This window comes from Nitrospirota bacterium (assembly GCA_016180645.1).
Classification (GTDB): Bacteria; JACPQY01; JACPQY01; order JACPQY01; family JACPQY01; genus JACPAV01.
In genome coordinates this window covers 145,738-170,121 of sequence record JACPAV010000004.1, presented here as the reverse complement: position 1 = coordinate 170,121, position 24,384 = coordinate 145,738, and the positions used below count along the sequence as shown (strand labels likewise).

Genomic DNA, 24,384 nt, shown 5'->3' with positions numbered 1-24,384 from the left:
AAACTCGTCCTTAGGGAGGATGGTTACAGAATGCTCAAGGCCGATGAGGAACCCAGATCGGGCGATCTGGTCATATACTATGTCCCGGCATTCCGGCTGGCACTCCATGTAGGAATGGTGAGCAATATAGAACACTTGAGTCTTACAGGGAGTCCTGCGGCAGGACCAATCCCCTGGATCCTGAGCAAATGGAGTGATTCGTATGGTGAAGTACTCCACCATTTCAAAGACGTTCCTTGGACATTCGATCCTGACATCTCATTCTGGACCGATAGACCATGACCGTGCTCGATGAGCTGAATAGCGACGATCTCGCTGAAACATGCCTTGCGGTCGGCACATCTGACGCTTTGATCGTCATTCTCAAGCGTCGGGCTGAAGTCCTATCGGTTCGCTCTGCCTGGAAATCGGGTTCGCTTCAAGAAGCCGACGTCCGGGACTTCGTCTCTACGTTGTCAGCATCGTTCATCCGGGGCCGGAGGTTCCCAGGAGACGTGGCGCTTTGCGGGCTCGCGGTTGCCCTCGCATCACTTCCTGGCGATTTTATCTACTCTTTCTTGAATGAACTAGGTTCTACCCATACCATCGAGTTGCCCATGAGCCCACGGGTCGCGGTAATGATGTTGCGAGAGCGCAATAGGCTACTGACTGAAACCACTGCAAAGAGGTACTGCCTTCGTGCCCCCATGCCGCGGCACCCAGGAAAAGCCCGCGAGGCGAGTGCGACCACCGTGCCACGCGTGGGGTACACGAGCACCCACTTTAGGTTGGCAGCGTGATGCCTGAGCTGGAATTCTTTGTGGTGTGTGAAAGCGTATCTATTGATCAGGCAACAAATCAAGCAAGCGTATTCAATATTCTCGAGGAACTTGGTGCAGATGCCTTTCCGACAATTGTTCCAAAATGTGCGGCTCTTTCACTCTGGCGTATTGGCCAAGCCGATTGGAACGAGGACTGGCAAGTCATCCTACGAGTCATGGGACCGGGTATCCAGAAGCAAGAATTTCCTGCCAATCTCAAGTTTCGTCAGGGAAACCTACGACATCGAGTTGCGGTTCGGTTGGAGCAAATCCCTATCAACGGCGCCGGAGACCTAGTTTTCGAGCTGCTGCTCAATGGGAATCATGTTGCGCAGCACGTAGTCTCGGTCCTTTCCTCGAAGCCTAGCCCTCAGCCCCCCGGGACCAAGGACACACGGCCCCATTGAGCGCGACCCACTCTTCGGCTCTTCCGCCGGGAGAGTGGAAGCAGGAAGGTGACCGCGGAGATACTACCCGCAGCCCTCTGGAGGAAACTGCAACGCTGCCTTTGCCAAGACGATCACAATGACCTCATCGCAGCACGAGACTTTCATGCGGCGGGCGATCGCGCTGGCGCTGCGAGGCCGGCCAACAGCGGCGCCGAATCCGCCGGTGGGGGCGGTGGTGGTCAAGCAAGGCCGCATCGTCGGCGAGGGATATCATCGTCGCCCCGGCGAGCCGCACGCGGAGGGCATGGCGCTCCACCAAGCCGGACCGCGGGCCAAGGGCGCAACGCTCTACGTGACGCTGGAACCGTGCTCGCGCTGGGGACGAACCGAAGCCTGTACCGAAGCCATCCTCCAATCGGGCGTTAGAACAGTTTGCATCGGGGCGACGGACCCCCACCCGGATTCGCGAGGCCGCGGCGTCGAAACTCTTCGACGCAAGGTTCGCGTGATCTCAGGCGTGCTCCGCAAGGAATGTGAAGACTTGATCTCCGATTTTTCGATGCGCGTGCGCCGAAACCGTCCGTATGTGATTCTCAAGCTTGCGGCAACTCTCGACGGCAAGATCGCAACCCACACGGGCGACTCGAAGTGGATTACTTCCCCCGCCGCGCGGAGATGGGCGCACCGTCTTCGGGCCGAGTGCGACGCAGTGCTGGTCGGACACGGCACCGTCGAACGGGACAATCCCCTTCTCCTCCCGCGAGAGGTGCCGGTCAAGAGGCTTCCCCTCCGGGTGGTGATCGATACCTATCTTCGAGCCCCGCTCACTTCGAAGATTTTCAACTCCGGTCCTCCGGGCTCGACGCTGCTGGCCACTTCGGTCACCGCTCCGGATCGGCACCAGCCCTATTTGGAGCGGGGTGTAGTTGTCCTCGTTATCCCGAAGAGAGGCGATCTCGTCGACATGAACGTTCTGCTCCAAAAGCTTGCAAAGATGGGCGTCGGCCGGCTCCTCATCGAAGGCGGAAGCTTGGTCGCCGGAACCGCGGTGGACCTCGGAGCCGTCGACGAAGTTCGCTTCTTCTTCGCGCCGAAAATCATAGGCGGTCGAAACTCCATTCCCATGATCTCCGGCCGCGGCGTCCACAAGATCGCCGAGGCGCTTTGCGTGTCGTCGCTCCGTATCCGCCGGATCGGAACCGACCTTCTCGTTGAAGGTGTCGTCAAGCACTGATCCATGTTCACCGGAATCATTGAAGACATCGGGACCCTCACGCGCATCGACCGATCGCGTGAGTTGGCCACGCTCACCCTTTCGTCGCACCTTCGCGGCCTGAAGATCAGCGGCAGCATCGCCGTGAATGGGATTTGCCTCACCATCGTGCGAGTCCGGGCCGGGTCGTTCACGGTCGACGCCGCGCGCGAAACCCTCGCCCGCACGACGCTGAAGGAATGGAGTGTCGGACGAACTCTTAATCTTGAACGCCCCTTGCGCGTGGGCTCCGAACTGGGCGGGCATTTCGTCCAGGGGCATGTGGACGCTGTGGGCCGCGTCCTGAAAGCCCTGCGCACCACGAAGGGGATGGCCCTGGAGGTCTCCCTGTCCTCTTCCATCCGCCGCTACGTCGTTGAAAAAGGTTCCATCGGCCTTGACGGAGTGAGCCTGACCGTCAATCGTGTGGACCGGCGCTCCTTTTCAGTCTTCCTGATTCCCTTTACGCTCACCCACACATCGCTCGCGTCGGTGGCCAATGGACAGACTGTCAATATCGAAACGGATCTGCTGGCGCGCCACGCCGAAAAACTTCTTCGCCGGCACTGAGCGCCGCTCCAAGCCGAACCTCCACTTCGAAAAATCTTGACTCGTCGCGTCATTCGCCGCGGATGCGTCTTGTTGATGCCGACAACCAATGTTAGAATACACGTCTAATGGAGGAATCGCATACAAGGGTTTGTGGCTCGGTTGTGGACAACTACCATATGCATCATTGCCCATCGAACCACCCATTTTCGCCCGATACACACAGGCAAGAAGGTCTCGATGGGGGGGGAGTTGCCCGTAACCCCTTTGGGTTTCGCCAGAATTCCGCTTATCCACAGTTGTGGATAAATCTGTGTGTAACTGGGCCTAATCCTTCCGAAGTTCGTCGTTTTTTCAATCTTCGTGAGAAATAAATTTTGAGCGTGGATTTTCATAATCAAACGGAGTTTTATTCTATGGAAACCGCAGAAACAATATGGACGCAGAGCCTCAAATCCGTGAAGGAGCGGCTCGGTCAAAAAGAGTTTGAAAGATGGTTCTCCAACGTGGTCCTGGGTCGAGTGGAAGAGGGAAGGATCGTCGTGGAGGCTCCGCTGGCCTACCAGGCGGACTGGATCCGGACGAACTATCTGCCTCTCCTGAGGCAAACATGGAGCGACGCGACTTCGAGCGAGATCGAAATCGAGATCCACTCGAACGGCAACGGCCACGGCGACACGAACGTGCCCACGGAATCGCTGCTGTCCAAGCAACAGAAGCAGATGGACGACCGTCCGGTCGGCCAACACACCTTCGAGAACTTCGTGGTCGGGAACTCCAACCAGTTCGCATACGCCTCGGCCCTCGCCGTGGCCACGGAACCGGGTCGGAAGTACAACCCCCTTCTCCTCTACGGTGGCGTGGGCCTGGGAAAAACGCATCTCATCCATGCCGTGGGAAGCCACCTGGGCCGTGAACGGGCGCTGACCATTCACATGACGACCTCGCAAAGCTTCGAGCAGGACTTCATCTCGCACGTCCGCAACCGCGCCCTCGACGACTTCCGCGCGAAATACAAGAAAGTGGATGTCCTCCTGATCGACGACATTCACTTCTGGGCGAGGAAGGAACAGACCCAACAGGAGTTCTACTTCGTGTTCAACACCCTCTTCGAACGACGGAAGCAAATGGTCTTCACGAGCGACCGCCCGCCGAACGAAATTCCCGACCTCGACGAGCGTCTCGTCTCACGCTTCTCCATGGGCCATATGGCGGACATCCAGCCGCCCGACATTGAGACAAAAGTGGCCATCCTCCAGAAGAAGTCGGAGCAGTTCGGCGTCCAGCTTCCGGACGACGTGGCCTTTTTCCTTTCCGGCAGGATCAATTCCAACATCCGCGACCTTGAAGGCTGCCTCACGCGTTTGGCTGCGCACCTGGAGTTCACCCAACAAGATCTGTGCCTGGACTACGTCAAGACCAATATCGATACGATTCTTCCCGGCCGAAAAGAGAAGCCCACCTCCGACGAGATCATCCGCACGGTGATCCAACATTTCAATATCAAACTCACCGATATCAAGGGGCAGCGGCGCATCAAGTCGATCGCCTACGCGCGCCAGGTCGCCATGTATCTCCTGCGAACCATCCTGGGCACGTCACTCCCGGAAATAGGCATGCAGTTCGGTGGTCGCGACCATTCCACCGTTCTTCATGCCTGCCGTAAAATTCACGGCATTTCCACCACCGACGATCGAACGAAGAAAGATTTGCATGACATTCGCAAGGCGTTCGGATATGCATAACCCATGGGATTCCCCGTGGATAAGTCCGTGGAAAACTCCCCCTCCTTTTTCCCTCTCAGTTTTCAACATCTGTATCCACAGGCTTCCCACGATCCTTCGAAACGAAAAAGATCGATCTCTTGAACTCTTCAGCCGTCTTCCACAAGAAAGGAGTCTCATCTCTTCATGAAATTTAGAATTTCTAAGAATGATTTTCTGAGAGCGACTTCATTGTTTCATGGAATATGTGAAAAGCGTACGACCATGCCGATCCTTGGAAATTTTCTGATGGAGACTCATGGAAAAGATGATCTCAAACTCTTTGCGACGGATTTGGAAATTGCCGTATCGACCAATTGTAAAGCTGAAATAAAACAACAGGGAAAGGCATGCCTTCCGGAAAAGAAATTGTACGAAATTGTGAAGGAACTGGGCGAAGAGAATATTGAAATGGAAGGCCTGGAAAACCACTGGGTGAAACTCCAAACCGAGGAATCGACGTTCCAAGTGGTCGGACTCAATGCAGGAGACTATCCAAAAGCATTTGAAAACAAACAAACCAAGAGAGCCTCTATCGGCCGGGATGTCTTCCTGGATTTGATTGATCGAACGATTTATGCGGTTCTGGAAGCGGACTACGTTCAATACAACGGAATCCTTCTGGAGTCCGACAAAGAGGGAATGAGGATGGTGGCAACGGACGGTCACCGTTTAGCGCTGCATGAGAAAGCGGTGGATTCGGGCACGCCGAAAATCGATCCGGTGGTCATCCCGAAAAAAGGCGCCCGCGAACTCCGGAGAATCCTGTCCGAGCTCGAGGGCGATGTTGAACTCAGTGTGGGCGATGGATTTCTGTCGGTTTGGAACAAGGACGGCAAGTCACGCGACGTGGAAGTGATGGTCCGTCTGCTGGAGAGCAAGTTTCCAAACTACAGGGAAGTCCTTCCCAAAAAACTGATCTTTCAGATCCAGTGCGAGAGGGAAGCCTTGATGGCCGGGCTGCGGCGGGTGGCCGTCCTGTCGGCGCCATTGACTCAGGGCGTTCGGTTGAAGGTTTCGTCGAAGCACATCGAACTGTCGCTCAAGAATCCGGATCAGGGCGATGCAACCGCGAAGGTGCCGATGGAAGGAAAGAACGCGCAGGACGGATTCGAGATTCTGCTCAACGTCCATTACCTGATCGACGCACTCGGCGCGAGCGCCGAGTCCTCCATCGAGTTGGGCTTCAGCGGCAGCGAAGGGGCGGTGCTGGTGCAGACGCCGCAAGAAAAGGGCTACCTCGCGCTGGTCATGCCCATGAGATCATAGCGAGAGAACCCATGAGTGCTTCGGCCAAGGAAAAGGAGAAAGCGGTCAAGGACTACGGCGCGGATAAGATCAAGGTGCTCGGCGATCTTGAGGCCGTTCGGAAGAGACCCGCGATGTACATCGGATCAACCGGTCCGGAGGGCCTCCATCACTTGGTGTATGAGGTCGTCGACAACAGCGTGGATGAAGCCATGGCGGGCCACTGCGACAAGATCACGGTCACGGTCCACGACGACAACAGCGTGAGCGTGGAGGACAACGGCCGCGGCATCCCCGTGGACATGCACGCGGAAGAGAAGAAACCGGCCGTCGAAGTCATCCTCACGGTTCTCCACTCGGGAGGCAAGTTCGACCACGATGCTTACAAGGTTTCCGGCGGGCTCCACGGCGTGGGCGTGAGCGTGGTCAACGCGTTGTCGGAATGGCTGGAGGTCGAGATCAGCCGTGATGGGAAGCTCTACCACCAGCGGTTCGAGAAGGGTGGACAGCCGGCAACCCAGCTCAAGGTGACCGGCAAGTCGACGCACACGGGCACGAAAGTGACCTTCAAGGCCGACAGGAAAATTTTCAAGGAGATCGATTACACCTATGAGACGCTGGCCCACCGCCTGCGCGAATTGGCCTACCTGAATCGGGGACTGGAAATCGAGCTCGAGGATGAGCGGCGCGACAAGAAAGTTTCCTATCACTATGACGGCGGATTGGCGGCGTACGTCGCCCATCTCAACGAGAAAAAGAACGCGATTCATCCGAAGGTCATCTACTTCGATGGTAAGGTGGACGACCTCTTTATCGACGTGGCCTTTCAGTACAACGACGGCTACTCGGACACGATGCTGAGCTTCGCGAACAACATCAACACGCGGGAGGGCGGCACACACCTGACAGGATTCAAGTCCGCGCTGACGCGCACGATCAACAACATTGCCGAGAAGAAGGGCTACCTGAAGAAGCTCCAATCCACGCTGGATGGGGATGACGTTCGGGAAGGCCTGAGCGCCGTCGTCAGTATCCGGATTCTCGACCCCCAGTTCGAAGGGCAGACCAAGACCAAACTCGGGAACGGCGAGGTCAAGGGGCAGGTGGAAGGATTCATCAACGAGCGGTTGGGAGGGTATCTCGATCAGCACCCCGGCGTGGCGAATTCGATTGTGGAGAAGGCCCTCGAAGCGGCGCTGGCGCGTGAAGCAGCGAAAAAAGCCAAGGAGCTTACGAGGCGCAAAGGCCTGCTCGACAGTTTCTCGCTGCCGGGAAAACTGGCCGACTGCCAGGAGCGCGATCCGGAGCGAAGCGAGCTGTTCATCGTCGAGGGCGAGTCGGCAGGCGGATCCGCAAAACAAGGGCGCGACCGTCGGTTCCAGGCCATCCTTCCTCTCAAGGGCAAAATTCTGAATGCGGAGAAGACGCGACTCGACCGGCTGCTCACCAACGATGAGATCTGCGCCCTCATCACGGCGGTGGGAACGGGCATCGGGAAAGAGGACTTCAATCTCGAACGGCTCCGTTACAAGAAAATCATTCTCATGAGCGATGCCGACGTGGATGGCTCGCACATTCGAACGCTCATCTTGACGTTTCTCTTCCGGCAGATGACGGACCTCGTCGAGAAGGGAATGATCTACATCGCCCAGCCGCCGCTCTATCGGGTGAAGGAAGGAAACAAGCAGGAACAGTATTTGAAGGACGACGGACAATTTGAGGAATTCGTCGTTGAGCGCGCGGTGGAACAAGCGAAAGTGGAGGCGAACGGGCACGTCCTCACGGGGCCAAAGCTCAAGGAGATGCTGAAGAGCTTGACGCGCGCGCATCGGGTTTTGGAAAGTTTCGAGAGGAAGGGGTTGAGCGCCTTGGTGTTGGAGGCCCTGGCCTTGGCCGGAGTGGACGAAGCCAAAGAGTTGAAGTCGAAATCCAGCTTGGAGCCCAAACTCAAGAAGGCCATCAAGTGGATCGAGAAAGTGGACGGCTTCCAGACGATCGATATCGAGCACCAATCGGCGAAGGGCGATCAAACCGCGGCTATCACCTACCTCCTGCGGAAGATGGGAGTCGAGTGGGCGGGTCGACTCGACGGGGAAATCCTCGGGAGCCCCGAGTATCTGGAGTGGATTCACCGGATGAAGGAAACGGACAAACTGGGAGCACCCCCGTACGTGCTGGTGGTGGGGTCGAACAAGAAGGAGATTCATCGCCGCGTGGAACTGGCGGGAGAGGTTCTCGCCGCGGGTCGCGAGGGGCTCTCCATCCAGAGATACAAAGGGCTGGGCGAGATGAACCCGGGCCAGCTTTGGGAGACGACGATGGACCCCCAGAAACGATCGCTCATGCAGGTGACTCTGGAGGACGTGGAGGAGGCGGACTCGGCGGTCAGCATGCTCATGGGAGAAAACGTTCAAGCCCGCAAGGAATTCATTCAGGAAAACGCGCTCAATGTGGCGAACCTGGACATATAGTCTGCTCTGCGGCGTGATGGTTTTCGGGGCCGGCTGCAGCCGCGAGCCCGAGCGCGTGCTGGAGGAGGCGTTCCGTCTCTGGCGCACGGGAAACTACTCGGAAGCCGTCGAACAATTTCACGCCTTCAGCCTCAGATTTCCGAAGACCAGCTTTGCGCCGAAGGCGCTCTACCTTGCAGCCGGGGGTTACGCGAGCCAGCTTCACGACTACCCCAGAGCGGTCAGCGCCTATCTGTCACTTTCACGCAAGTATTCTTCAACCGATCTCGCCCCGGAAGCGCTCAAGAAAGTGGGCGATCTCCATCGGCAGAGGTTGGGCGATCTCCGGAAAGCCATCGTCTACTACGGGATGGTGACGGAGCAATATCCGCGAAGCCCGCAGGCCGCTGAGAGCCAGTATCTCATCGCGGAGAGCTACATGGAGCTCCGCCAGTATGACCAGGCGAGGGTGGAGTATCTTCAAGCGGCCAAGGACTACCCGAAGAGCCGGTTCGTTCCCCTCGCGTACTATCAGGTGGCGAACTCATACTACGCGGAGAGCGATTGTAGCGAGGCCGGCCGATACTACGCCCGCGTGGTGGACGATTTTCCGAACCACGCCCTGGCCGCCGATGCGCGTGTGGCCAAGACCTCCTGCGGCCGCTCCGTCCGACCCGCGATCCAGCAGTAGGGGCGGCCTCCCCGCCTGCCGATTGGCGGGCAGGCAGACCGCCCGGAACGCCGCTCGTGGTGAGTCCGCCACGGCGGATCGAACCACGACCTTGCTTCACCCTCCGATGAGGACTACCATTTCTCTAATGGCTCTTGCGCCCGACGCCCTGTGTGAATTCGACGACCACGAAACGTCGTATGCGATCGAACCGCTGGACCAAGTTCCGGCGGAAGCGCGCGACACATGGCAGCGGATTCCGGAGAATTATCTCCACCTCCCGTCGAAGGAGCTGTCCGAACGCATCCCGGCGGCGAAGTCCAAGCTGGGCGATCGCTTGGTGATACTGGGCCATCACTACCAGCGGGACGAAATCATCCGGTTTGCCGACTTCACGGGAGACTCCTACAAACTTTCGAAATCTGCCGCTGCGCAGGGGAGCGACTTTATCGTCTTCTGCGGCGTCCACTTCATGGCCGAAACGGCGGATGTGCTTACTCAGGATCGGCAGGCGGTCATTCTCCCCAATCTCACGGCCGGATGCTCCATGGCGGACATGGCCCCACCGGATCAAGTCCGCGAGTCCTGGGCAGAGCTTCAGGAAGTCACCCGCGAGGTGGTGCCGGTCACATACATGAACTCCGCGGCATCGCTCAAGGCGCTCACCGGCGATAACGGCGGCGCGGTCTGCACCTCATCCAATGCGGCCAAGATCATTCGATGGGCGTTCGAGCACTCCGAGCGCGTCTTCTTCTTTCCCGATCAGCATCTGGGCCGCAACACGGCGCTGAAGATGGGCATCCCTCTCGACCGCATGATTCTGTGGGATCCTCGGAAGCCCTATGGGGGGCATGCGCCGGAGGCCATTCGTCGGTCGCGGATGATCCTGTGGAAGGGTCATTGCTCCGTCCACACGAGGTTCACCGTGGACCAGATCCGAAAAGCCCGCGAGGAGCACGCCGGCATTCGTGTCATGGTTCATCCGGAGTGCACGTGGGATGTGGTGGAGGCATCGGACGACGTCGGCTCCACCGAGCAGATCGCGCACGCCATCGAGGCCTCTCCCGCGGGATCTCAGTGGGCGGTGGGAACCGAGGTCAACCTGGTGCACCGGCTCTCCCAGAAGCATCCGGACAAATTGATCTACTGCCTCGACCCGATCGTATGTCCTTGCTCCACGATGTACCGGATTCATCCGTCCTATCTGCTCTGGGTCTTGGAGGGGTTGGTAGGCGGACGCGTGGTGAATCGCATTCAGGTAGCGCCTGAGATCGCGCCGGGCGCGCGCACCGCTCTGGATCGAATGATCGAAATCACGGAAGCCTCTTCCCCTCTACGTGCCGCGGCCTGAGAAGATTCCCTTCGATCGCGTCATCTTCGTCTGCGTCAACGAGCGCCCGGCGGGGGAGGATGCTTGTGCCCCTCGCGGCTCGAAGCCGCTTCAGGAAGAGCTGAAAGCCTACGCCAAATCGAAGGGCCTGAAAGGGCGGCTGCGCGTCTCCCGCGTCATGTGCCTCGGCCAGTGCGCCCTCGGTCCGAATATCGCCATCATGCCGGACAACGTCTGGTACCACCGCGCCACAAAAGATGACCTCGCCGAGATCAAGCGCCGCTTCATCGACCCTCTGGCCAACGGCTAGCAACGGGTGAGCGAGAAGCGGTCGATTTCCTGGCCGGTGAAGTCGATCGCGCGGGCGGAAAGGGTGCAGTCGTCAGCTCCGCCGGCGAGAAAATGGTGGATTTTCATTCCGAAGGCCTGGAGAGGATCTGTTCCCAGATTGATGTCGTAGAGAGACGCACCGCCTCCACCTGAGGTCAGATACGTCACGCCACCCTCGGAGGTTGTGGCGCGTTGCCCTTTCAGAATGGGATGGAACCGCTCGTAGAAGTGCTCATGCCCCGAGAGCACGAGCGGCACGCGGAACTTCTCCAGAACGGGAACAATCTTCAAGACGACGATGGGATTCGGGCTTCGCTTGGGGTTGTTCGTATGGCCGGGCTGGTGAAACGTGACTATTTTCCAAGGCCGATTCGTGGTTGAGAGATCGGCCTCCAGCCAATCCACCATGTCGTCGGTCTCCTCGTCCCGGATCCCATAGAGGGCGTATTCGCTGTCGAGGACCGTGACGTGGAGCGGCCCCCAGTCAAACGAGTAGTAACGTTCCCGGTCCGTCTCGCGCCACGCGTTTTCAGGGAGAAAGAAATTATCCAGGTAGGGCTGGGCGGCGGACGACGCGAAATCGTGATTGCCGATGGAGGGGAACACGGGAATTCGCGCGAAGAGCGAGGGATAGATTTCGAACACTTTCTTTTGGAATTCCACGTACGCTCCGGCGGAGTAGGCGTTGTCTCCGGTGGTAAGAATGAGGTCGGTGCGGTCCAGGTAGTCCAGCATCTGATCGCGCACCATGACCTGCGGGAGGGAGCCGCTGCCGTAGTCGCCCATGACAAGAAAGCGGACGGTTGCATTCATCTCCTTGGGCGCGGTGTGGAACTTCAATCCCCCGGCGAGTTCCGCGCCGGCCGCGCGCACTTGATAGCAGTATTCTGTATTGGGTTCGAGATCGGAGAGCGACGCGCTGAAGAGGTGGAGAGTCGATCCCTCGCCGATGGAGAGCAGCTTAACATCGGCGTCGACCGCCGATACATAGGACGTATCCCGCCCGTAGCGAAGTTGCCCCTGTTTCGTATCTATTCCGGTTCCCCAGGCGACGACGGCGCCCGTCTCGGTGACCCACTGCACGTACGGCCACCGAGGCAGGGCGGCGACTGAACCGGGTGCGGCACTGTCTCCGCACTCGGCGGCCTTAAGCTCCGCGGGCCGCGAGGTTCCTCCGCAGGAGGCGATCAGGAGAGCGATTACGGCCCCGGGGATTGCGCTTCGTGCAGCGCGAAAGGGGGAGCCGGCGGCCTCAGCGTCGAAGCGGGGCACCGCGGCCTTCCATAAGATCCAGAAGAGCGGCATTGTCGTCCAAATCCACACCCGGCATGAGCCCGCCGCCCCGGAAAACTGGCAGATGGGTGCGCATCCGCGGCTCAGGATTCCCGCGATTGGCCATCATCTCGCGGAGGGCGTTTGCGATAAGTGAGGTCAGCGTGAGGCCGTGCTTCGCGGCGTATGCTTTGGCTTGGCAGTGCAGGTCGTCGTCGAGCCGGATCGTCGTGCGCATCTATCAATTCGTATCATCGGCATGTCAGAATGCCAAGACAATAGGCTCTATCGTCGGCAGGACTTGCCGCATTAGGCGGCGGATGGCAGTTTGGCACTCTAGGAAGGCTGCGCCTGGACCCGGGAAGGAGTCCAGGCGCACTGGGTGGTTACGCGAATTTATTGAATCCCGGGCGGAGGCTCATCGGAGAGTTCAGTATCGCCGGACGACGCCGAGGACTTTGCCGAGGATGGCGCTGTCGGCGCCAAGAGGGATGGGGGCGTATTTCGGGTTCTCGGGCAGAAGCGTGCGGCGCTCGCCTTTTTCCGTGAGGCGCTTCACGGTGGCCTGTCCGTTCACCAGCGCGACGACGATGTCCCGATGCGAAGCGGAGGGCTGCTTCCGAACGATCACGAGGTCGCCATCGACGATCCCCGCGCCCTCCATGGAATCGCCCACCACGCGAAGGGCGAAGACCCGCCCACCGATCCGGTCCAGAGGCTCCCCGCCCTTGAAGTAACCCAAAGAAAGATCCAGCCATTGCTCCACGTTTTCCTCCGCGAAAAACGGTACGCCGGCGGGAACGCGTCCCACCACGGGGATTCCGATGGCTTGGGCGGTGAGATCAATGCCGCGAGAAAGCCCCTTCAATACCTTGAGAAAACCTTTCCGTTCCAGCGCGGCGAGGTAATCCTGCACGGTGCGATTCGAGGCGTAGCGAAAATGAGCCGCGATCTCCCGGATGGTGGGAGGCCGTCGCTCGGATTGAATGAAACTGCGGATGAAAGCGAGAACCTTGCGCTGTTTCTCCGTCATTTCCACGCCTACGAGTTACCATACAATAGTATGGGCGTCAAGACGGCACCGCTCCGGCCATCGGCGTCTACCGGACGGCCTCCGCGTCGCCACGATTCAACCTTGCGGCGACCCTTGCTAGAATGGGCCTGGATGACCGAGGGCGCCTCTTCACAAGATTTCATGTTTCGCGGGATCCACCCGAAGGTTCACCTCGGCGCGGCCTCCGACCGTTATGCCGGTTGGATGGGACAGATCTATTTGGAAGAGTACAAGATTTCCAAGCGCTCGAAATCCGTCGGTGCTGAAAAGGTCACCGAACAGACCGTGGAGGTCAGGAGTACGCGGGAGTTTTTCCAGCACTTTGAATTCGTCGAGCTGGACTTCACCTTTTACGAACCGCTGCTGGACCGAACGGGGCGGCCGACAAGGACGCACCGTACCCTCGCCACCTACGCAGATTTCATGCCCTCGGACGCACGCGTTACGCTCAAGGTTCCCCAGATCGTCACCGCCCACAAGACGTGGGTCTTCGACCCCGCCGAGAAGTCCCGAAACTTTGCGGATAACCCTCGCTTCCATGATCCTGAAGTATTCACCGAACAGTTTTACAGACCTGCAAACGCCCTCCTCGGTCCCAAGCTCAGTGGATTCATCTTCGAGCATGAATACCAGCGCACCGCCACCTGCCCCCCCCCGAACGAAAACATCAAAGTGCACGAGACGTTTTTTGGAAGGATTCCGCAGGATTCCCGCTACCACATTGAAGAACGAACCGATCGGCTGAAATCAGGCGACTACTTCCGCTTCCTCCGAGAGCGGGGGATCGGCAATGTCTTCTCGCACTGGTCGTTCCTTCCTGCGCTTGATCGGCAGCTCGAACAGGCCGGAGGCTTCACGAATCCCCGTACGGCCATCATCCGGCTGCTCACACCCCGCGGGGTGAAATACGAGGACGCCTACCGCCGCTATTTTCCGTTCGCTGAATTGAAGGACGAAGACCCCAAGATGTTCGATGACACCGTGGCCCTCGCCAAGAAGGCCATTGAGCAAGAAGTCGAGGCCTGGGTCACGGTGAACAATCGTGCCGGCGGAAATGCCCCTCAAATCGCTCGCCGCATCAAGGAGCGGTTTCTCGCGTCTCCATCGGAAAAACGAGATCTGCAAGAGGCTTCGCAATGAGGCGCGCCGTCTTTCTACCTGTCATGGTGTGCCTCGCCTGCTCCTCCGGGGCCAATTCCCCTCGGTCGGCACCCACCATCGAGGCGCTGCTGGGCGGGACTTCGATGAAGGACACGCCGTGGCCCTCCGACGTTTTCCTCCAGGACGGACACATCCTTGTGGAGTCGATTCCTCTCGATGGTCAACGTGGACCGCTCGACGCGCTGGCGCTTACACTCTCGGAAATGGACGGCGCTCCTGTCTACGGCTCGGTCTTTTTCCCCGTCAGCGGTGACCTTGAAGACGGAGCCGTGCCGGGGAAAGCGACATGGATCGATCTCGACGCGCCCGATCGAACGTTCGAGACCGGGCTTTGGATTCGCGCGCGGACGGGCGATCTTGTCGCGCTCGCGCCACGCGGCGAGACCCTGACGGCGGGGCACCGATATGCAGTCTGGGTGGAAAGTCCGCGCGTCGATCCCTCCCCCGCCATGCGGGACGCCATCGAGGGTCGCGGGCCTTTCGCCGCCATCTACGCGCCGCTCGTTCGGACCGTGCCCCGTGGAACGATAGGTGCCGCAACGGTGTTCACCGTGGGTCACCCCACGACAAGGGTTGACCTCATGCGGGAGGTGGCGGCCGGCCTGGTTCCACCCGTCGCAAAAGTAAGCCGGGTCCTGCGCGGCGCAGAACTCGATGCGTTCGCCGGCACACCGGCAACGACGCGTCCGGGCCTCGGGGACCCCAAGGGCATCGTACACGACTCGCTCGGCGCGATTGTCCTCGGAACCTTCGATGCCCCCTCATTCTTGTCCTCCACACCCCCGCGTCTCGGTCGCGTGGAAGTGGACACCCAAGGCATTCCCATCATCAAGGGTACGGAGGCCATTCCGTTTCTGCTGGCCTTGCCAAAAGACCCTGCGGCCCTCGGGGGGTTGCCCATCCTCATCTATCAACACGGGCTCAACGCAGGACGCTCACAGGTCCTTTCGTGCGCGAACACCTATGCGCGCGCCGGTTACGCCACGATCGGCGTGGATGCGATCTGGCACGGCGATCGCGCCGGCGAGAAGACGGACGCGGTCCACAACTTTTCCGGAGCGCCCGGCCCCGACGGGCTGGCCGACGCCAACGATTTCGGTGCCTCCGTGAACCTCTTCGACTTTGCCGGCGATCCCGAGCAGGGTATCGGCCCGTTCGACGGCCGCTACGTGCGCGACAATTTCCGCCAGGCCATTATTGATCTCACGGAACTGGCGCGGCTCCTTCGACACGGCGATCTTTCCGCGATTGCCAAGTCTAGTCCGGCGTTCGCCGGACTCGATTTCGACACCCGGCATATCGTCTACACGAGCGAGTCGTTCGGGTCGGTCCTCGGCGCGAGCGTCGTCACGGTCTCACCCGATCTCGCCGGGGCGGTGCTTTCCGTCGCCGGAGGGGGCGTCTTCCTTCCGATGTACTCGGCGTCGCCCTTGTTTGCCGGGATGCTCTCCCCGTTCATCCGGTCGATTTTTGATCCGTACATTGACGTTTCAGATCCGGCTTCTCTTCCCGCGGAAGCGCAGCGATCGCTGTCTCTTCTCGACGCGGCCATCTCGCCTGGAGATCCGCTTTCCTTCGCGCCGCTGATCGCAGAAAGGAAACGGAACGTCCTCGTCTTGCAGGCCCGCTCAGACGAACTGATTCCAAATCAGGCTACCGAACTCCTCGCGCGCGCCATGGGCGCAACTTTCGTGACCCTCCCGTCAATGAGTGAGCCGCTTCGGTTCGTCGATCTCCCCACCTTGCGGGCGCCATATCAGGCCGGCATCGGCGAAAACACCATCGCCGTGGTCCAGATTGCGCCGGCGCTCCACACGATGTTTTCGAGCTTCATCGGCGACCGCCGCTATCAGCCCGATTTCCCCCCGTTCATCTCCCTGTCCCAGCCGGAGCGGGTCGATAATCCCATCGAGATGGTCCAGGATCTGGCGGTCGCGTTCGTGGAATCACTCCGCGCCGGTGGCCCGGGGCGGGTCCAAGCGCCCTCCCGCCGCGCGGATACCCGGGTGGGGACCACTTTACCGTCAGCGCCCCTGCCGTCGCCCACGCCGCCCTGATCGCCCATCCCATCCAGAATCGATCCCACTCAGGCCGCTGATCGACCTCTTTCGCCCGATGCGCTCGATCTGACGAAAAGAGCGATATGCGTCAGCACTTGGAAGACGAACCGCACGGTGCTCAGCGGTAGACTTCGCGGCGGTGGCCTACTGCGGTGACCTCCACTGCCTTCGCTTGGTCATCGACCAGATAGAGAATGCGGAAGTCACCAACCCTGATCCGGTATCCGTCGCTTCCCTGAAGCTTTTTGGTCCCGGGTGGACGAGGGGTTAAACCTAATTGCTCCAACCGCTTGACGATCCGCCTGTGGTTGGGATCAACAATCGAATCGAGCTCCTTCTCCGCCGACTTCTTGAGTCGGACCGTGTAGGCGGAGACCCTACCGCCTTCTTCGGCGATGCTCGGCAATGTACTCGGAAAGAAGTCGGCTGGGCTCGGTTCTACGCTCCTCGATCAGGAGACCATCAACGAGGTCTTCCATCGCCGTGCGATATACCCTGTGTCGTGCAAGCGTTTGGAGAAAACGAATGCGGTCCTTACCCTGAAGTTTTCTCGCAACGGACACGGCGGTTTCGTAGTGGGACTGCATGGGAGAAACATTACGCCTGATTCAACCGGTTGTCGAGGAACTGAAACACCGCGCCTTCCGGCCGAAAGCCCGATAATCCTTGGGCAATCACGTCGGCGTTGACCAGTTCCGTCACCCTGAGCGTTTCCTTCAGAAGCGACGGACCGACCGTCGATTTTCCCGCCCCGTTCGGCCCGGCCAGGATGACCACGCTTGGGTATCCGCCACGCTTCCTCGTACTCCCATACTCGATCCTTCACTTGGTCCAGACACCTGAGGGGTCATCGTCACCTTGAGTTCCTGACCACATCCGTAATGGCGCCCCAATCCTTGCCCTTCGGCATCACAAAAAGGCACCTACCGCCGCTGAGATCGGCCCAGAGGTCGCCGACGGCGCGTTTCTCCTTGGAGTCGTCGTTGCTCCAGAGATGCTCCCCCTTTGATTCGACTACGAGAATCCGCCCGTCGTTCAGGAGGGCGACAAAATCCGGGTAGAACTTGTCGGTGGAGGTCTGGAGCCAGAAGGAATGCTCAGGACGGCGCTCCAGATTTCGGACCCAGAACTTCACCTCCGGAAGTTGGTCGATAAACTGGGCGCATTCGAATTCTTCCACGTCTGATCTCAGTTCCCCGATTCGCTCGGGGAAGTAGTGCTTGTTGAAGCGGTACCCGCCATCGTAGTACCAGTTCGGCGAGTACCGATCCGCATCGTAGCTGAAGCAGATCTCCGGGCTTACCTCGATGGCAGCTTTCCCCACCCCAAACAGCAGCCCGTTGTACTCCTTCTTGGCCTGGGCCGCCCGATGCTCCTGGATTTTCTTCTCGATGGCATTTCTCAGCCGGAATTTGCGCCGGGCGAGTTGTTCGATGGAAATGCCGCGACCCTCGATCAGCGCGGTGAGGACCTTGTGCATGACGAGCCTCGAATGGGCTTGCCGACTGTAATGGTGTGGAATCTGCCGGTCCAGCCAGTTCGCCAGCCCCTGCACGGTCCATCCCGGTTCCGATGTCACCAAACTGAGCTGCTCGTGTAGCCGGTCAACAAACTGCCTGAACTCCACTTGACCGGCTTCGCTCACATCAATCTCTCCGGCGGAGCCGCCCGTGGAATCAGCCGGGAAATCCGCGTCTGTGAGCGTCGGATCGCACTCCGCCAAATTCCAGGGCCTCTCGCGAAAGTGACTGTCCTCGAACAATTCAAGCTGCCCGTTTACGCGAATGCAGAGGAGTGGGACCTTGAACGGGAGCAGACGCTGCGGATCCTCCATCGCCCCCGCCGGTTTCAGCCCATGCAGTGCGGATTCGAGGGCCGAACGGTCGGGATCGTTCTTTAGGCACTGATACAGCTTCTTGGGGGAGAACTTGTCCAGAAGGTGTGTGTCCACGGCGAGCGTGCCGGAATAGCTTTCGTATTCCACGCTTTGCCGCATTTCGGGTGCGAGCTTGGAGAGGTCCGGGGCTTCGGTGAGTTTCACTTTGATCTTGCTTCCCTCGAGCAGGGGTATCGTATCGCCTGCGGGCGTTACGAACCGTTCTGCCTCGAATCGCTCGAAGCCGTTATCGACAAGGGCATCCTTCGGAGTTTTCGCAGCCTCGATAAATCGGGGGGAGGTTGCGAATGCGTGGGCATTATTCAATTCCGGCGACCGCTTTCGTTTGGCTCCGGGCAATCTGAGGATACGTCCGAGAACCTGTTCCACCGCCCGTTGCGATCCCGTGTCGGCGACAGAGCACAGAACGTATGCGAACGAACAATCCCATCCCTCCCGAAGCGCCTGGATCGTAATGATGAACCGGATAGGACATTGCCGGGCGAACAGGTTGACGTCTTCCACGCCCCGTGTCTGCCCGGTGGCGATGGCGATTTGGTCGGTTGGAATCTTGAAGTCCTCGGAAAGACTCTTGGCGAGGACGTCCGGAGTCAAGGTGTCCCGGTCCTGACGTTTCGGTTGGGTGTTGAGGGACGTTGCTTGGAAGATAGGTTATGGCTCTGTTGACAGGATTTGAGGTCATTATCGTGGAAGGCGCGAAGGTCGAATTTCCCCTCGCGCCCCTCACGATCCTCCTGTACATACCGCTCCCGATCCGTCATTGCCTTTACGCTCCTGGAGTCGTATCCTATTCTTGTGAAACGGAAAACGGAGGCCGTGTACGAAAACGGCACCCTCAAATTGGCCGAGCCGCTACCGTTTGCGGAGCAGGCACGCGTCTACGTCACCGTCGAGGATTCTCCGAAGGAGATGAATGACGATGAACGCAAGATCTGGCTGAGAGAATCCGAGCAATCGCTCACGCAGGTCTGGGACAATCCCGACGACGACGTTTACAATGAACTTCTCCAAGGGTGAGGCTGTCCTTCTTCCCATCCCGTTTTCCAATCTCGAAAGCAAGAAAGTCCGGCCCGCGATTGTCGTAGGTCAATTTCGTTCAACGGGAGATTTGATCGTTGTCCCGATAACTTCACGCCTTGAGAACAGCGAATTCACCCTCAAGGACTGGAGATTCGCGGGGCTCAATGTGGCCAGCGGGATCAAGGGACACATCGCCACCATCGAAAGCCGTCTCGTGAGGAAGCGGATCGGAGCGCTTTCCACTGGCGATCTATTGGAGTTGGACAAAAATCTCCGCGTCTGGCTTCAATTGGAGAATGCCCGGAGATAGACTCCGGTTCCACCTCCCGGCTTCGCGACCGAAAAGCTTCCACCAGACACCCACCCGCCAAATTACCTGACGATTTCCAGCATACCCATCACCTTCGATCGCCCTGCAAGGTGGTAGCGAGAACTGCCATTCGCGTCATCCGGCAAGGTACGAGTTCTCCTCCGGAGAGGCGTCCGGCAGCCCGCGGCGCGAGCCGGATCGCCTTGAAGCGCCGCTTCGGATGGGACTCAGGGGCGCGATGGAAGAGACGGTGACGGTGCAGGCGCCGAATTGCTCCTCGACTTTTCCACGGATGACGTAGGGCACGGGGCGGTGGCGATACGGAACGGCCCGCGCATAGACTTTCGGAAACAGCGTCGCGTCAAAGAGGGCCGTTGTGTCTTCGAAGGAAACGAACTCCATGCGCTCGCCGCGTTTCGTTTCGGCGGGCTTCGACGTGACCCACCAGCCGACGAGCGTCACGTCCTTGCCGGCATACCGGTCCAGATCCTTCGCCGGTATGGCGTTCAAACGGCGGATTTCGTCCTGATACAGCGTGAGCGGATGGCGGCTCACCAGAAAGCCGAGCACGTCCGCCTCGTGCCGGAGCATCGTCTGTTCGTCATAGGCGCTGAGCGCAGGCAGTCGTTCGGCGGACGGAAACAGGTTCCCGTTCGTTCTCGCGTCACGATTCCCGTCGCTTAGCACGGACCAGATCATCTGCGCTCGCGTTACGCTGACGCTTACTCTGTCAAAGGCTCCGGCCTTGATGAGGAGAATCGTGTCGGACGGGTCGATGCGAACGCGGTCTAGGAACTCCCGTAGCGATCCGTAAGGCCCACCTCGCCGGCGGTCTTCCACAAGCACGTCCACCGATTCCTTTTTCAGACCCTTGATCTGCATGAAACCCATGCGGAGCGTCCGTTCCCATCCCCGCCACTTCCACTCGCTCAGGTTGATGCTCGGTGGGAGAACGCGCAGCCCCTCGCGGATGGCGTCGTTGTGATAGGCCCACCAGTGGTAGTAGCCGCCCTGGTTCGAGATGACGGCCGCGTAAAACTCCGCCGGATGGTGCGCTTTGATGAACGCCGACTGGTACGACACCATGGCGTAACTGGCGCTGTGAGGCTTGCAGAAGCTGTAGCCGGAAAAGGATTCGATCATCTTCCAGACTTCGAGGATTTGTTGCTCCGCGATGCCCTTTGCCCTGGCGCCGGCGAAGAATTTGTCCCGGAACTGCCCGAGCCGAACGAAGTAATCCTTCTTGCCGAGCGCCTTGCGGAGGCCGTCCGCTTCGACAATGGAAAATCCCGCGAACGCCATGGAGATCAACATGACGTGCTCCTGATAGACGGCGATCTGGTAACTGTCCGACAGCACCGGCTCCAGGAGCGGATGGATCGGCGTGGCCGGCTTTTCGCCGCGCACGCGGGCGATGTATTCCATGATGTAGTCGTTCGCCGCCGGGCGGATGATGGACGAGGCGATCACAAGATGGTCGTAATCCGGTTTGCGGCAACGCTTGAGTAGAAGCCGCATCGCCGGGGATTCCACGTAGAAGCATCCCATCGTGCGGCCCGTGCGCATGAGTTCCTGCGCGCCGGGATCATCGATAGGGTTCGTTCGGAGGAATTCGGTCGGCACGCCATCCTTCTCCCGCACCATTTGGGTGGCGTCTCGGATGACAGCCAGGCTTCGGTTCCCCAGCAGATCGATTTTCACGAGGCCGGCGTCCTCCGCCTGGTCCTTTTCCCAGTGGATGATGGCCACCTTCTGCGACTCTGCTTGGCACTGGGACGCAAGCTGAAGCCCCATTCCGCGGAGGGAATGGGGCCATGATATGTCGCCGCGCCCAGGAGGGCGCGGCATGGACCATGGCTTGCGGCTACCCGGAGGGTGGAGGACGGAAGTCCTATGAAACCCTTCACGGCACGGCACTTCTTTTCGGGCCGTTTGAATGGGCACGTGCCGGGTGATGGGACCGGGCGTGAGGATCACGCCGCCGGGATGGACCGACAGGTGGCGCGGCAAACCCACAAGGCGGTCGGCGATCTTCAAAATCTCGGGCCAGGGCTCCTTGAGGCCGAGATCTCTCGCTCCTCGAACCGCCTCCGTCGGCATCCCCGTGGATTCAAAAACACCTCCGATCCGCTCCGTCACCGCGCCGATTTCGTCATCCGCCAACCCGTACACCTTCGCCACCTCGCGCACGGCCATGCGCGGTTGGAACGTGACGTGGTTGGCGACCATCGCACTGTGTGCGGCTCCGTATTTTTCGAAAACGTAGCTTAGAATGTTGTCCCGCTCGTCCCATGCAAAATCGACATCGATGTCGGGAGGATCTTTTCGCGAAGGATTCAGGAACCGTTCAAAGAAAAGGTTGTGCCGGATCGGGTCCACCGCCGTGATGCCCAGCAGGTAGGACACGAGGCTCGCCGCTCCGGAGCCGCGCCCACAGCTCCTTGTTGCTCTTCGCACGATGTCCCGGACGATCAGGAAATAGCCCGCGAATCCCTTGTCCCGAATGATCTCCAACTCGCGCCTCAGCCTCGCCAGAACCTCCGGAGGGCGCCCCGGATACCTCGAATCGACCACTTCGAGACAAGACCGTTCGAGCAGGGCAAAAGTATCCGTTCCGGATAGACCGTCGAACGAGGGGAAGATCGTCTCGCCCCACGGTGGGGAATCGAGAACACAGCGCTCGGCGATCTCCAAGGAGTTCTCGATCGCAGCGGGAACGGCCCTGAAAACCTTGCCGATCTCGTCGGGTGGCGTCAGCCAGGCGGTTTCCGGTGCGATATCGGCTCCCGCCATGCGCGACAGTGAAGTATTCAGATCAATGGCCCGGAGGATCTTGTGGATCCAATGCTCTCCAGGATCAAGAAACGTGGTTTCGGTCGTCGCCACCGGCCGGAGCCTCATCGCTTCAAGACGGCGGATCCACGTCGCCCTTTCCGCCTCGCTGCAACCCCCTTCGGGGACGGTGATAGGAACTTTGTGGGGGCCGGCACCGGGACGACGAGTGGAAGAGTGATCGGGATATGGCGTCGGTCCGCATCCAGGCGTAACGAGGCCGAACAGGTGGGAGGGAGGAACGACGACGCGAAGCGCCTCCAAGAGCCGTGGATTTTTCGACAAGATCACCAAGCCGCCGGCGTCCTCTCGCAGGGCTTCGACCAAGTCGAAACCCGGGATTTGATGGACGGCCGAAAGGATTTCGCACAGGCGGGCGTATCCGGCTTTCGACTCCACCAGGAGGACCGCGTTTCCCGACGCATGGCAGACCTTGGCTCCCAAGATCGGATGCAGGCCGGCCTGTTTCGCGAGATCCCAGAACCGGACGCACGCGTACAGGTTGTTGACATCCGTAAGGGCGAGGGCCTTGTACCCACGCTCCCGGGCCGAGAACACGATCTCCTCGACGAGGTTCACCCCGCGCAGAAGGCTGTAGCCGCTGTGGACTTGAAGATGAACGAACGAGCCGAGGCCGGTCATACGATCGAAGCGCCGAACCGGATGGCGTCGAACCCGAACCGGGATCGCACGGCGTGAACGGCGCCGGCCAGCCGTTGTCTTCTCTCCTCCTGCGGGTCTCGAAACAAACCGATCTGCCGGCTCGCGGGCTTGAGGTCTGAAACCTCGACGACAAGACATTTGACGCGCACTCTTCGTGTACAGGCCGCTTCCAGGGCCGCATCCGCCTCCGTGAATAAAGAGTGCTTGGAGCCTATACCAAGACTCCCAGGCATGTAGGGGAGCATCTTCAGATGCTCCCTCTTCATGGGCGGACCCAAAGGTCCGCCCCTACACGGGTTTTGGGATAGGCTCTCATTCTCCAGCTTGATGGCCCGGTGCCTTCGCGCCGTATCGAGATCCGTGTAGGTCACCTCCACACTCAAAGAGCGGGCCGCAAGTCCCCGCTCGTACAAGAGGACGGACAGTTTCTCCACGGCCACGAACAGCTTCGCGCGGATGAGGCTCCAGTCATTCGTGTCCGGTGAAAAGATCACCCGCTCGTCGATCGCATCCGCTCCCTCCGTATAAGGACGTACCGGGGAATCATCGATCCCCCGCGCCCCCCGCACGAGAACGGGCCCCTTCTTTCCGAGGACGGAGTGGGCCTGCACCGGATCGAGGCCGGCGAGATCGCGCATGAACCGGATGTTCAACAGATCAAAGAGGCCGGCCGTTTTGGAATGCATCTCAGGGAGCAACGTCACGGGTAACGGCGCCAGGAACTCTTCTTCTCTTTCCGGTTCGACGCGAAGGATCCCGTCTCCACAGGGCTGCCAAAGCTTGAAGGCCCGATCGGCCACCTTTGACACCAGTTTATTTGTCGCCACCCCCAGTACGCAGTTGAACATACGCAGACTCCGAACTTCGGACAGCAGCCGATTCGCCATCGCATCGCCCCCCCACTCCGCTTCGCTACGGGGACGGCGAGCAGAATCGGCATGGGGAACTTCGCCGCCCGTCACGTCGGCAAAGAGATGGCCATGGCCGGCAGGCTCGACGAAAGGCGACAGGCCGTGCGCGATCTCGAAGAGCCGCTCGCCGGCCGACCGGGCCGCCCCCCAATGCGGCCGCACGGCCCGCAGCTGCGGAATGAGTTTTTTTGCCTCGTGAAACCTCATGCCCTTGCGCGCGCCGTCCCGCCACGCCTCAAGGGAGACGTCCACCACGGGCGCCCGGGGCGAAACGGTGGGGACAACGGCAAAGGCCTTGGTCTTCAGCATCGGCTCGATCGCCGCCTCGATGGAGGCGATAAAGCGGGGAAGATCAAGGTGAACGATCTGCCGAAACATACCGATAGCATACACCAGTATGGTATCCATGACCAGCCGGCGTGG

21 protein-coding genes are annotated in these 24,384 nt (G+C 59.7%); 13 read left to right on the top strand and 8 right to left on the bottom strand.

The features are described from left to right. The first annotated feature begins 778 nt into the window (after positions 1-778). The 9 genes from HYT87_03825 to HYT87_03785 all read left to right on the top strand — a co-directional run bounded on the left by HYT87_03825 (position 779) and on the right by HYT87_03785 (position 10,761). Positions 779-1,207 carry a hypothetical protein gene (locus tag HYT87_03825; GenBank protein MBI2058877.1) on the top strand — a complete coding sequence of 143 codons (429 nt, stop codon included), beginning with the start codon at positions 779-781 and terminating at the stop codon, positions 1,205-1,207. A 118-nt stretch (positions 1,208-1,325) separates the two neighbouring features. After that, on the top strand, positions 1,326-2,423 hold the full coding sequence (ribD, locus tag HYT87_03820) for a bifunctional diaminohydroxyphosphoribosylaminopyrimidine deaminase/5-amino-6-(5-phosphoribosylamino)uracil reductase RibD (GenBank protein ID MBI2058876.1): 1,098 nt from the start codon (positions 1,326-1,328) through the stop codon (positions 2,421-2,423). Positions 2,424-2,426: 3 nt separating this feature from the next. Then, entirely contained in the window at positions 2,427-3,011 is a 585-nt protein-coding gene (locus HYT87_03815) for a riboflavin synthase (GenBank protein MBI2058875.1), read from the top strand. Between the two features lie 395 nt (positions 3,012-3,406). Further along, a complete protein-coding gene (gene dnaA / locus HYT87_03810) occupies positions 3,407-4,735 on the top strand; it encodes a chromosomal replication initiator protein DnaA (GenBank protein ID MBI2058874.1) in 1,329 nt (442 codons plus the stop codon). 165 nt (positions 4,736-4,900) lie between these two features. Then, a complete protein-coding gene (gene dnaN / locus HYT87_03805; protein ID MBI2058873.1) occupies positions 4,901-6,022 on the top strand; it encodes a DNA polymerase III subunit beta in 1,122 nt (373 codons plus the stop codon). Between the two features lie 11 nt (positions 6,023-6,033). Beyond that, positions 6,034-8,472, top strand: a complete 2,439-nt coding sequence (gene gyrB / locus HYT87_03800; protein ID MBI2058872.1) for a DNA topoisomerase (ATP-hydrolyzing) subunit B — start codon at positions 6,034-6,036, stop codon at positions 8,470-8,472. 13 nt (positions 8,473-8,485) lie between these two features. Beyond that, a complete protein-coding gene (locus tag HYT87_03795) occupies positions 8,486-9,142 on the top strand; it encodes a tetratricopeptide repeat protein (GenBank protein ID MBI2058871.1) in 657 nt (218 codons plus the stop codon). A 127-nt stretch (positions 9,143-9,269) separates the two neighbouring features. Continuing rightward, on the top strand, positions 9,270-10,472 hold the full coding sequence (gene nadA / locus HYT87_03790) for a quinolinate synthase NadA (GenBank protein MBI2058870.1): 1,203 nt from the start codon (positions 9,270-9,272) through the stop codon (positions 10,470-10,472). Then, positions 10,459-10,761 carry a (2Fe-2S) ferredoxin domain-containing protein gene (locus HYT87_03785; protein ID MBI2058869.1) on the top strand — a complete coding sequence of 101 codons (303 nt, stop codon included), beginning with the start codon at positions 10,459-10,461 and terminating at the stop codon, positions 10,759-10,761. The genes nadA and HYT87_03785 overlap by 14 nt, the downstream gene beginning before the upstream one ends. Here the strand turns inward: HYT87_03785 and HYT87_03780 are convergent. The 3 genes from HYT87_03780 to lexA all read right to left on the bottom strand — a co-directional run bounded on the left by HYT87_03780 (position 10,758) and on the right by lexA (position 13,092). Continuing rightward, positions 10,758-12,053, bottom strand: a complete 1,296-nt coding sequence (locus HYT87_03780) for a metallophosphoesterase family protein (protein ID MBI2058868.1) — start codon at positions 12,051-12,053, stop codon at positions 10,758-10,760. The two genes, HYT87_03785 and HYT87_03780, sit on opposite strands and share 4 nt — an antisense overlap. Beyond that, positions 12,034-12,291 carry a hypothetical protein gene (locus HYT87_03775; protein MBI2058867.1) on the bottom strand — a complete coding sequence of 86 codons (258 nt, stop codon included), beginning with the start codon at positions 12,289-12,291 and terminating at the stop codon, positions 12,034-12,036. Before HYT87_03775 ends, HYT87_03780 begins: the two co-directional genes overlap by 20 nt. Positions 12,292-12,483: 192 nt before the next feature. Beyond that, positions 12,484-13,092, bottom strand: coding sequence for a repressor LexA (lexA, locus tag HYT87_03770; protein MBI2058866.1), 609 nt, complete (start codon positions 13,090-13,092; stop codon positions 12,484-12,486). Between the two features lie 126 nt (positions 13,093-13,218). Here lexA and HYT87_03765 point away from each other — a divergent pair, with 126 nt between their 5' ends. Together HYT87_03765 and HYT87_03760 are read left to right on the top strand one after the other, a co-directional pair. After that, positions 13,219-14,247 carry a DUF72 domain-containing protein gene (locus HYT87_03765; protein MBI2058865.1) on the top strand — a complete coding sequence of 343 codons (1,029 nt, stop codon included), beginning with the start codon at positions 13,219-13,221 and terminating at the stop codon, positions 14,245-14,247. Beyond that, positions 14,244-16,325 (top strand): hypothetical protein, encoded by a 2,082-nt coding sequence (locus HYT87_03760; protein ID MBI2058864.1) that lies wholly within the window; start codon positions 14,244-14,246, stop codon positions 16,323-16,325. The genes HYT87_03765 and HYT87_03760 overlap by 4 nt, the downstream gene beginning before the upstream one ends. 121 nt (positions 16,326-16,446) lie before the next feature. On the opposite strand, the gene HYT87_03755 is transcribed toward HYT87_03760, so the two are convergent. From HYT87_03755 to HYT87_03745, 3 genes are all read right to left on the bottom strand, one after another. Then, positions 16,447-16,725 carry a type II toxin-antitoxin system RelE/ParE family toxin gene (locus HYT87_03755; protein ID MBI2058863.1) on the bottom strand — a complete coding sequence of 93 codons (279 nt, stop codon included), beginning with the start codon at positions 16,723-16,725 and terminating at the stop codon, positions 16,447-16,449. A 200-nt stretch (positions 16,726-16,925) separates the two neighbouring features. After that, the gene (locus HYT87_03750; GenBank protein ID MBI2058862.1) at positions 16,926-17,105 is read right to left on the bottom strand and encodes a hypothetical protein; all 180 of its coding nucleotides are present in this window, start codon (positions 17,103-17,105) and stop codon (positions 16,926-16,928) included. A 76-nt stretch (positions 17,106-17,181) separates the two neighbouring features. Continuing rightward, complete coding sequence (locus tag HYT87_03745) at positions 17,182-18,819, bottom strand: hypothetical protein (protein ID MBI2058861.1); 1,638 nt, start codon at positions 18,817-18,819, stop codon at positions 17,182-17,184. 201 nt (positions 18,820-19,020) lie between these two features. Between HYT87_03745 and HYT87_03740 the strand changes: the two genes are divergently transcribed. Both HYT87_03740 and HYT87_03735 read left to right on the top strand, forming a co-directional pair. Then, a complete protein-coding gene (locus HYT87_03740) occupies positions 19,021-19,242 on the top strand; it encodes an antitoxin family protein (protein ID MBI2058860.1) in 222 nt (73 codons plus the stop codon). After that, positions 19,223-19,555 carry a type II toxin-antitoxin system PemK/MazF family toxin gene (locus HYT87_03735; GenBank protein MBI2058859.1) on the top strand — a complete coding sequence of 111 codons (333 nt, stop codon included), beginning with the start codon at positions 19,223-19,225 and terminating at the stop codon, positions 19,553-19,555. Before HYT87_03740 ends, HYT87_03735 begins: the two co-directional genes overlap by 20 nt. A 135-nt stretch (positions 19,556-19,690) precedes the next feature. Here HYT87_03735 and HYT87_03730 read toward each other — a convergent pair whose 3' ends face one another. Both HYT87_03730 and HYT87_03725 read right to left on the bottom strand, forming a co-directional pair. Continuing rightward, positions 19,691-23,029: a DNA polymerase III subunit alpha gene (locus tag HYT87_03730; protein ID MBI2058858.1), complete on the bottom strand. Its 3,339-nt coding sequence runs from the start codon at positions 23,027-23,029 to the stop codon at positions 19,691-19,693. Further along, positions 23,026-24,339 (bottom strand): hypothetical protein, encoded by a 1,314-nt coding sequence (locus HYT87_03725; GenBank protein ID MBI2058857.1) that lies wholly within the window; start codon positions 24,337-24,339, stop codon positions 23,026-23,028. The genes HYT87_03730 and HYT87_03725 overlap by 4 nt, the downstream gene beginning before the upstream one ends. Positions 24,340-24,384 lie beyond the last annotated feature (45 nt).

Coding starts and splice junctions, on each gene's coding strand:
- HYT87_03775 (MBI2058867.1), bottom strand. CDS start 12,291: ATGCGCACGACGATCCGGCTCGACGACGACCTGCACTGCCAAGCCAAA.
- dnaN (MBI2058873.1), top strand. CDS start 4,901: ATGAAATTTAGAATTTCTAAGAATGATTTTCTGAGAGCGACTTCATTG.
- HYT87_03760 (MBI2058864.1), top strand. CDS start 14,244: ATGAGGCGCGCCGTCTTTCTACCTGTCATGGTGTGCCTCGCCTGCTCC.
- gyrB (MBI2058872.1), top strand. CDS start 6,034: ATGAGTGCTTCGGCCAAGGAAAAGGAGAAAGCGGTCAAGGACTACGGC.
- HYT87_03825 (MBI2058877.1), top strand. CDS start 779: ATGCCTGAGCTGGAATTCTTTGTGGTGTGTGAAAGCGTATCTATTGAT.
- HYT87_03765 (MBI2058865.1), top strand. CDS start 13,219: ATGACCGAGGGCGCCTCTTCACAAGATTTCATGTTTCGCGGGATCCAC.
- HYT87_03735 (MBI2058859.1), top strand. CDS start 19,223: ATGAACTTCTCCAAGGGTGAGGCTGTCCTTCTTCCCATCCCGTTTTCC.
- HYT87_03725 (MBI2058857.1), bottom strand. CDS start 24,339: ATGTTTCGGCAGATCGTTCACCTTGATCTTCCCCGCTTTATCGCCTCC.
- ribD (MBI2058876.1), top strand. CDS start 1,326: ATGACCTCATCGCAGCACGAGACTTTCATGCGGCGGGCGATCGCGCTG.
- dnaA (MBI2058874.1), top strand. CDS start 3,407: ATGGAAACCGCAGAAACAATATGGACGCAGAGCCTCAAATCCGTGAAG.
- nadA (MBI2058870.1), top strand. CDS start 9,270: ATGGCTCTTGCGCCCGACGCCCTGTGTGAATTCGACGACCACGAAACG.
- HYT87_03815 (MBI2058875.1), top strand. CDS start 2,427: ATGTTCACCGGAATCATTGAAGACATCGGGACCCTCACGCGCATCGAC.
- HYT87_03730 (MBI2058858.1), bottom strand. CDS start 23,029: ATGACCGGCCTCGGCTCGTTCGTTCATCTTCAAGTCCACAGCGGCTAC.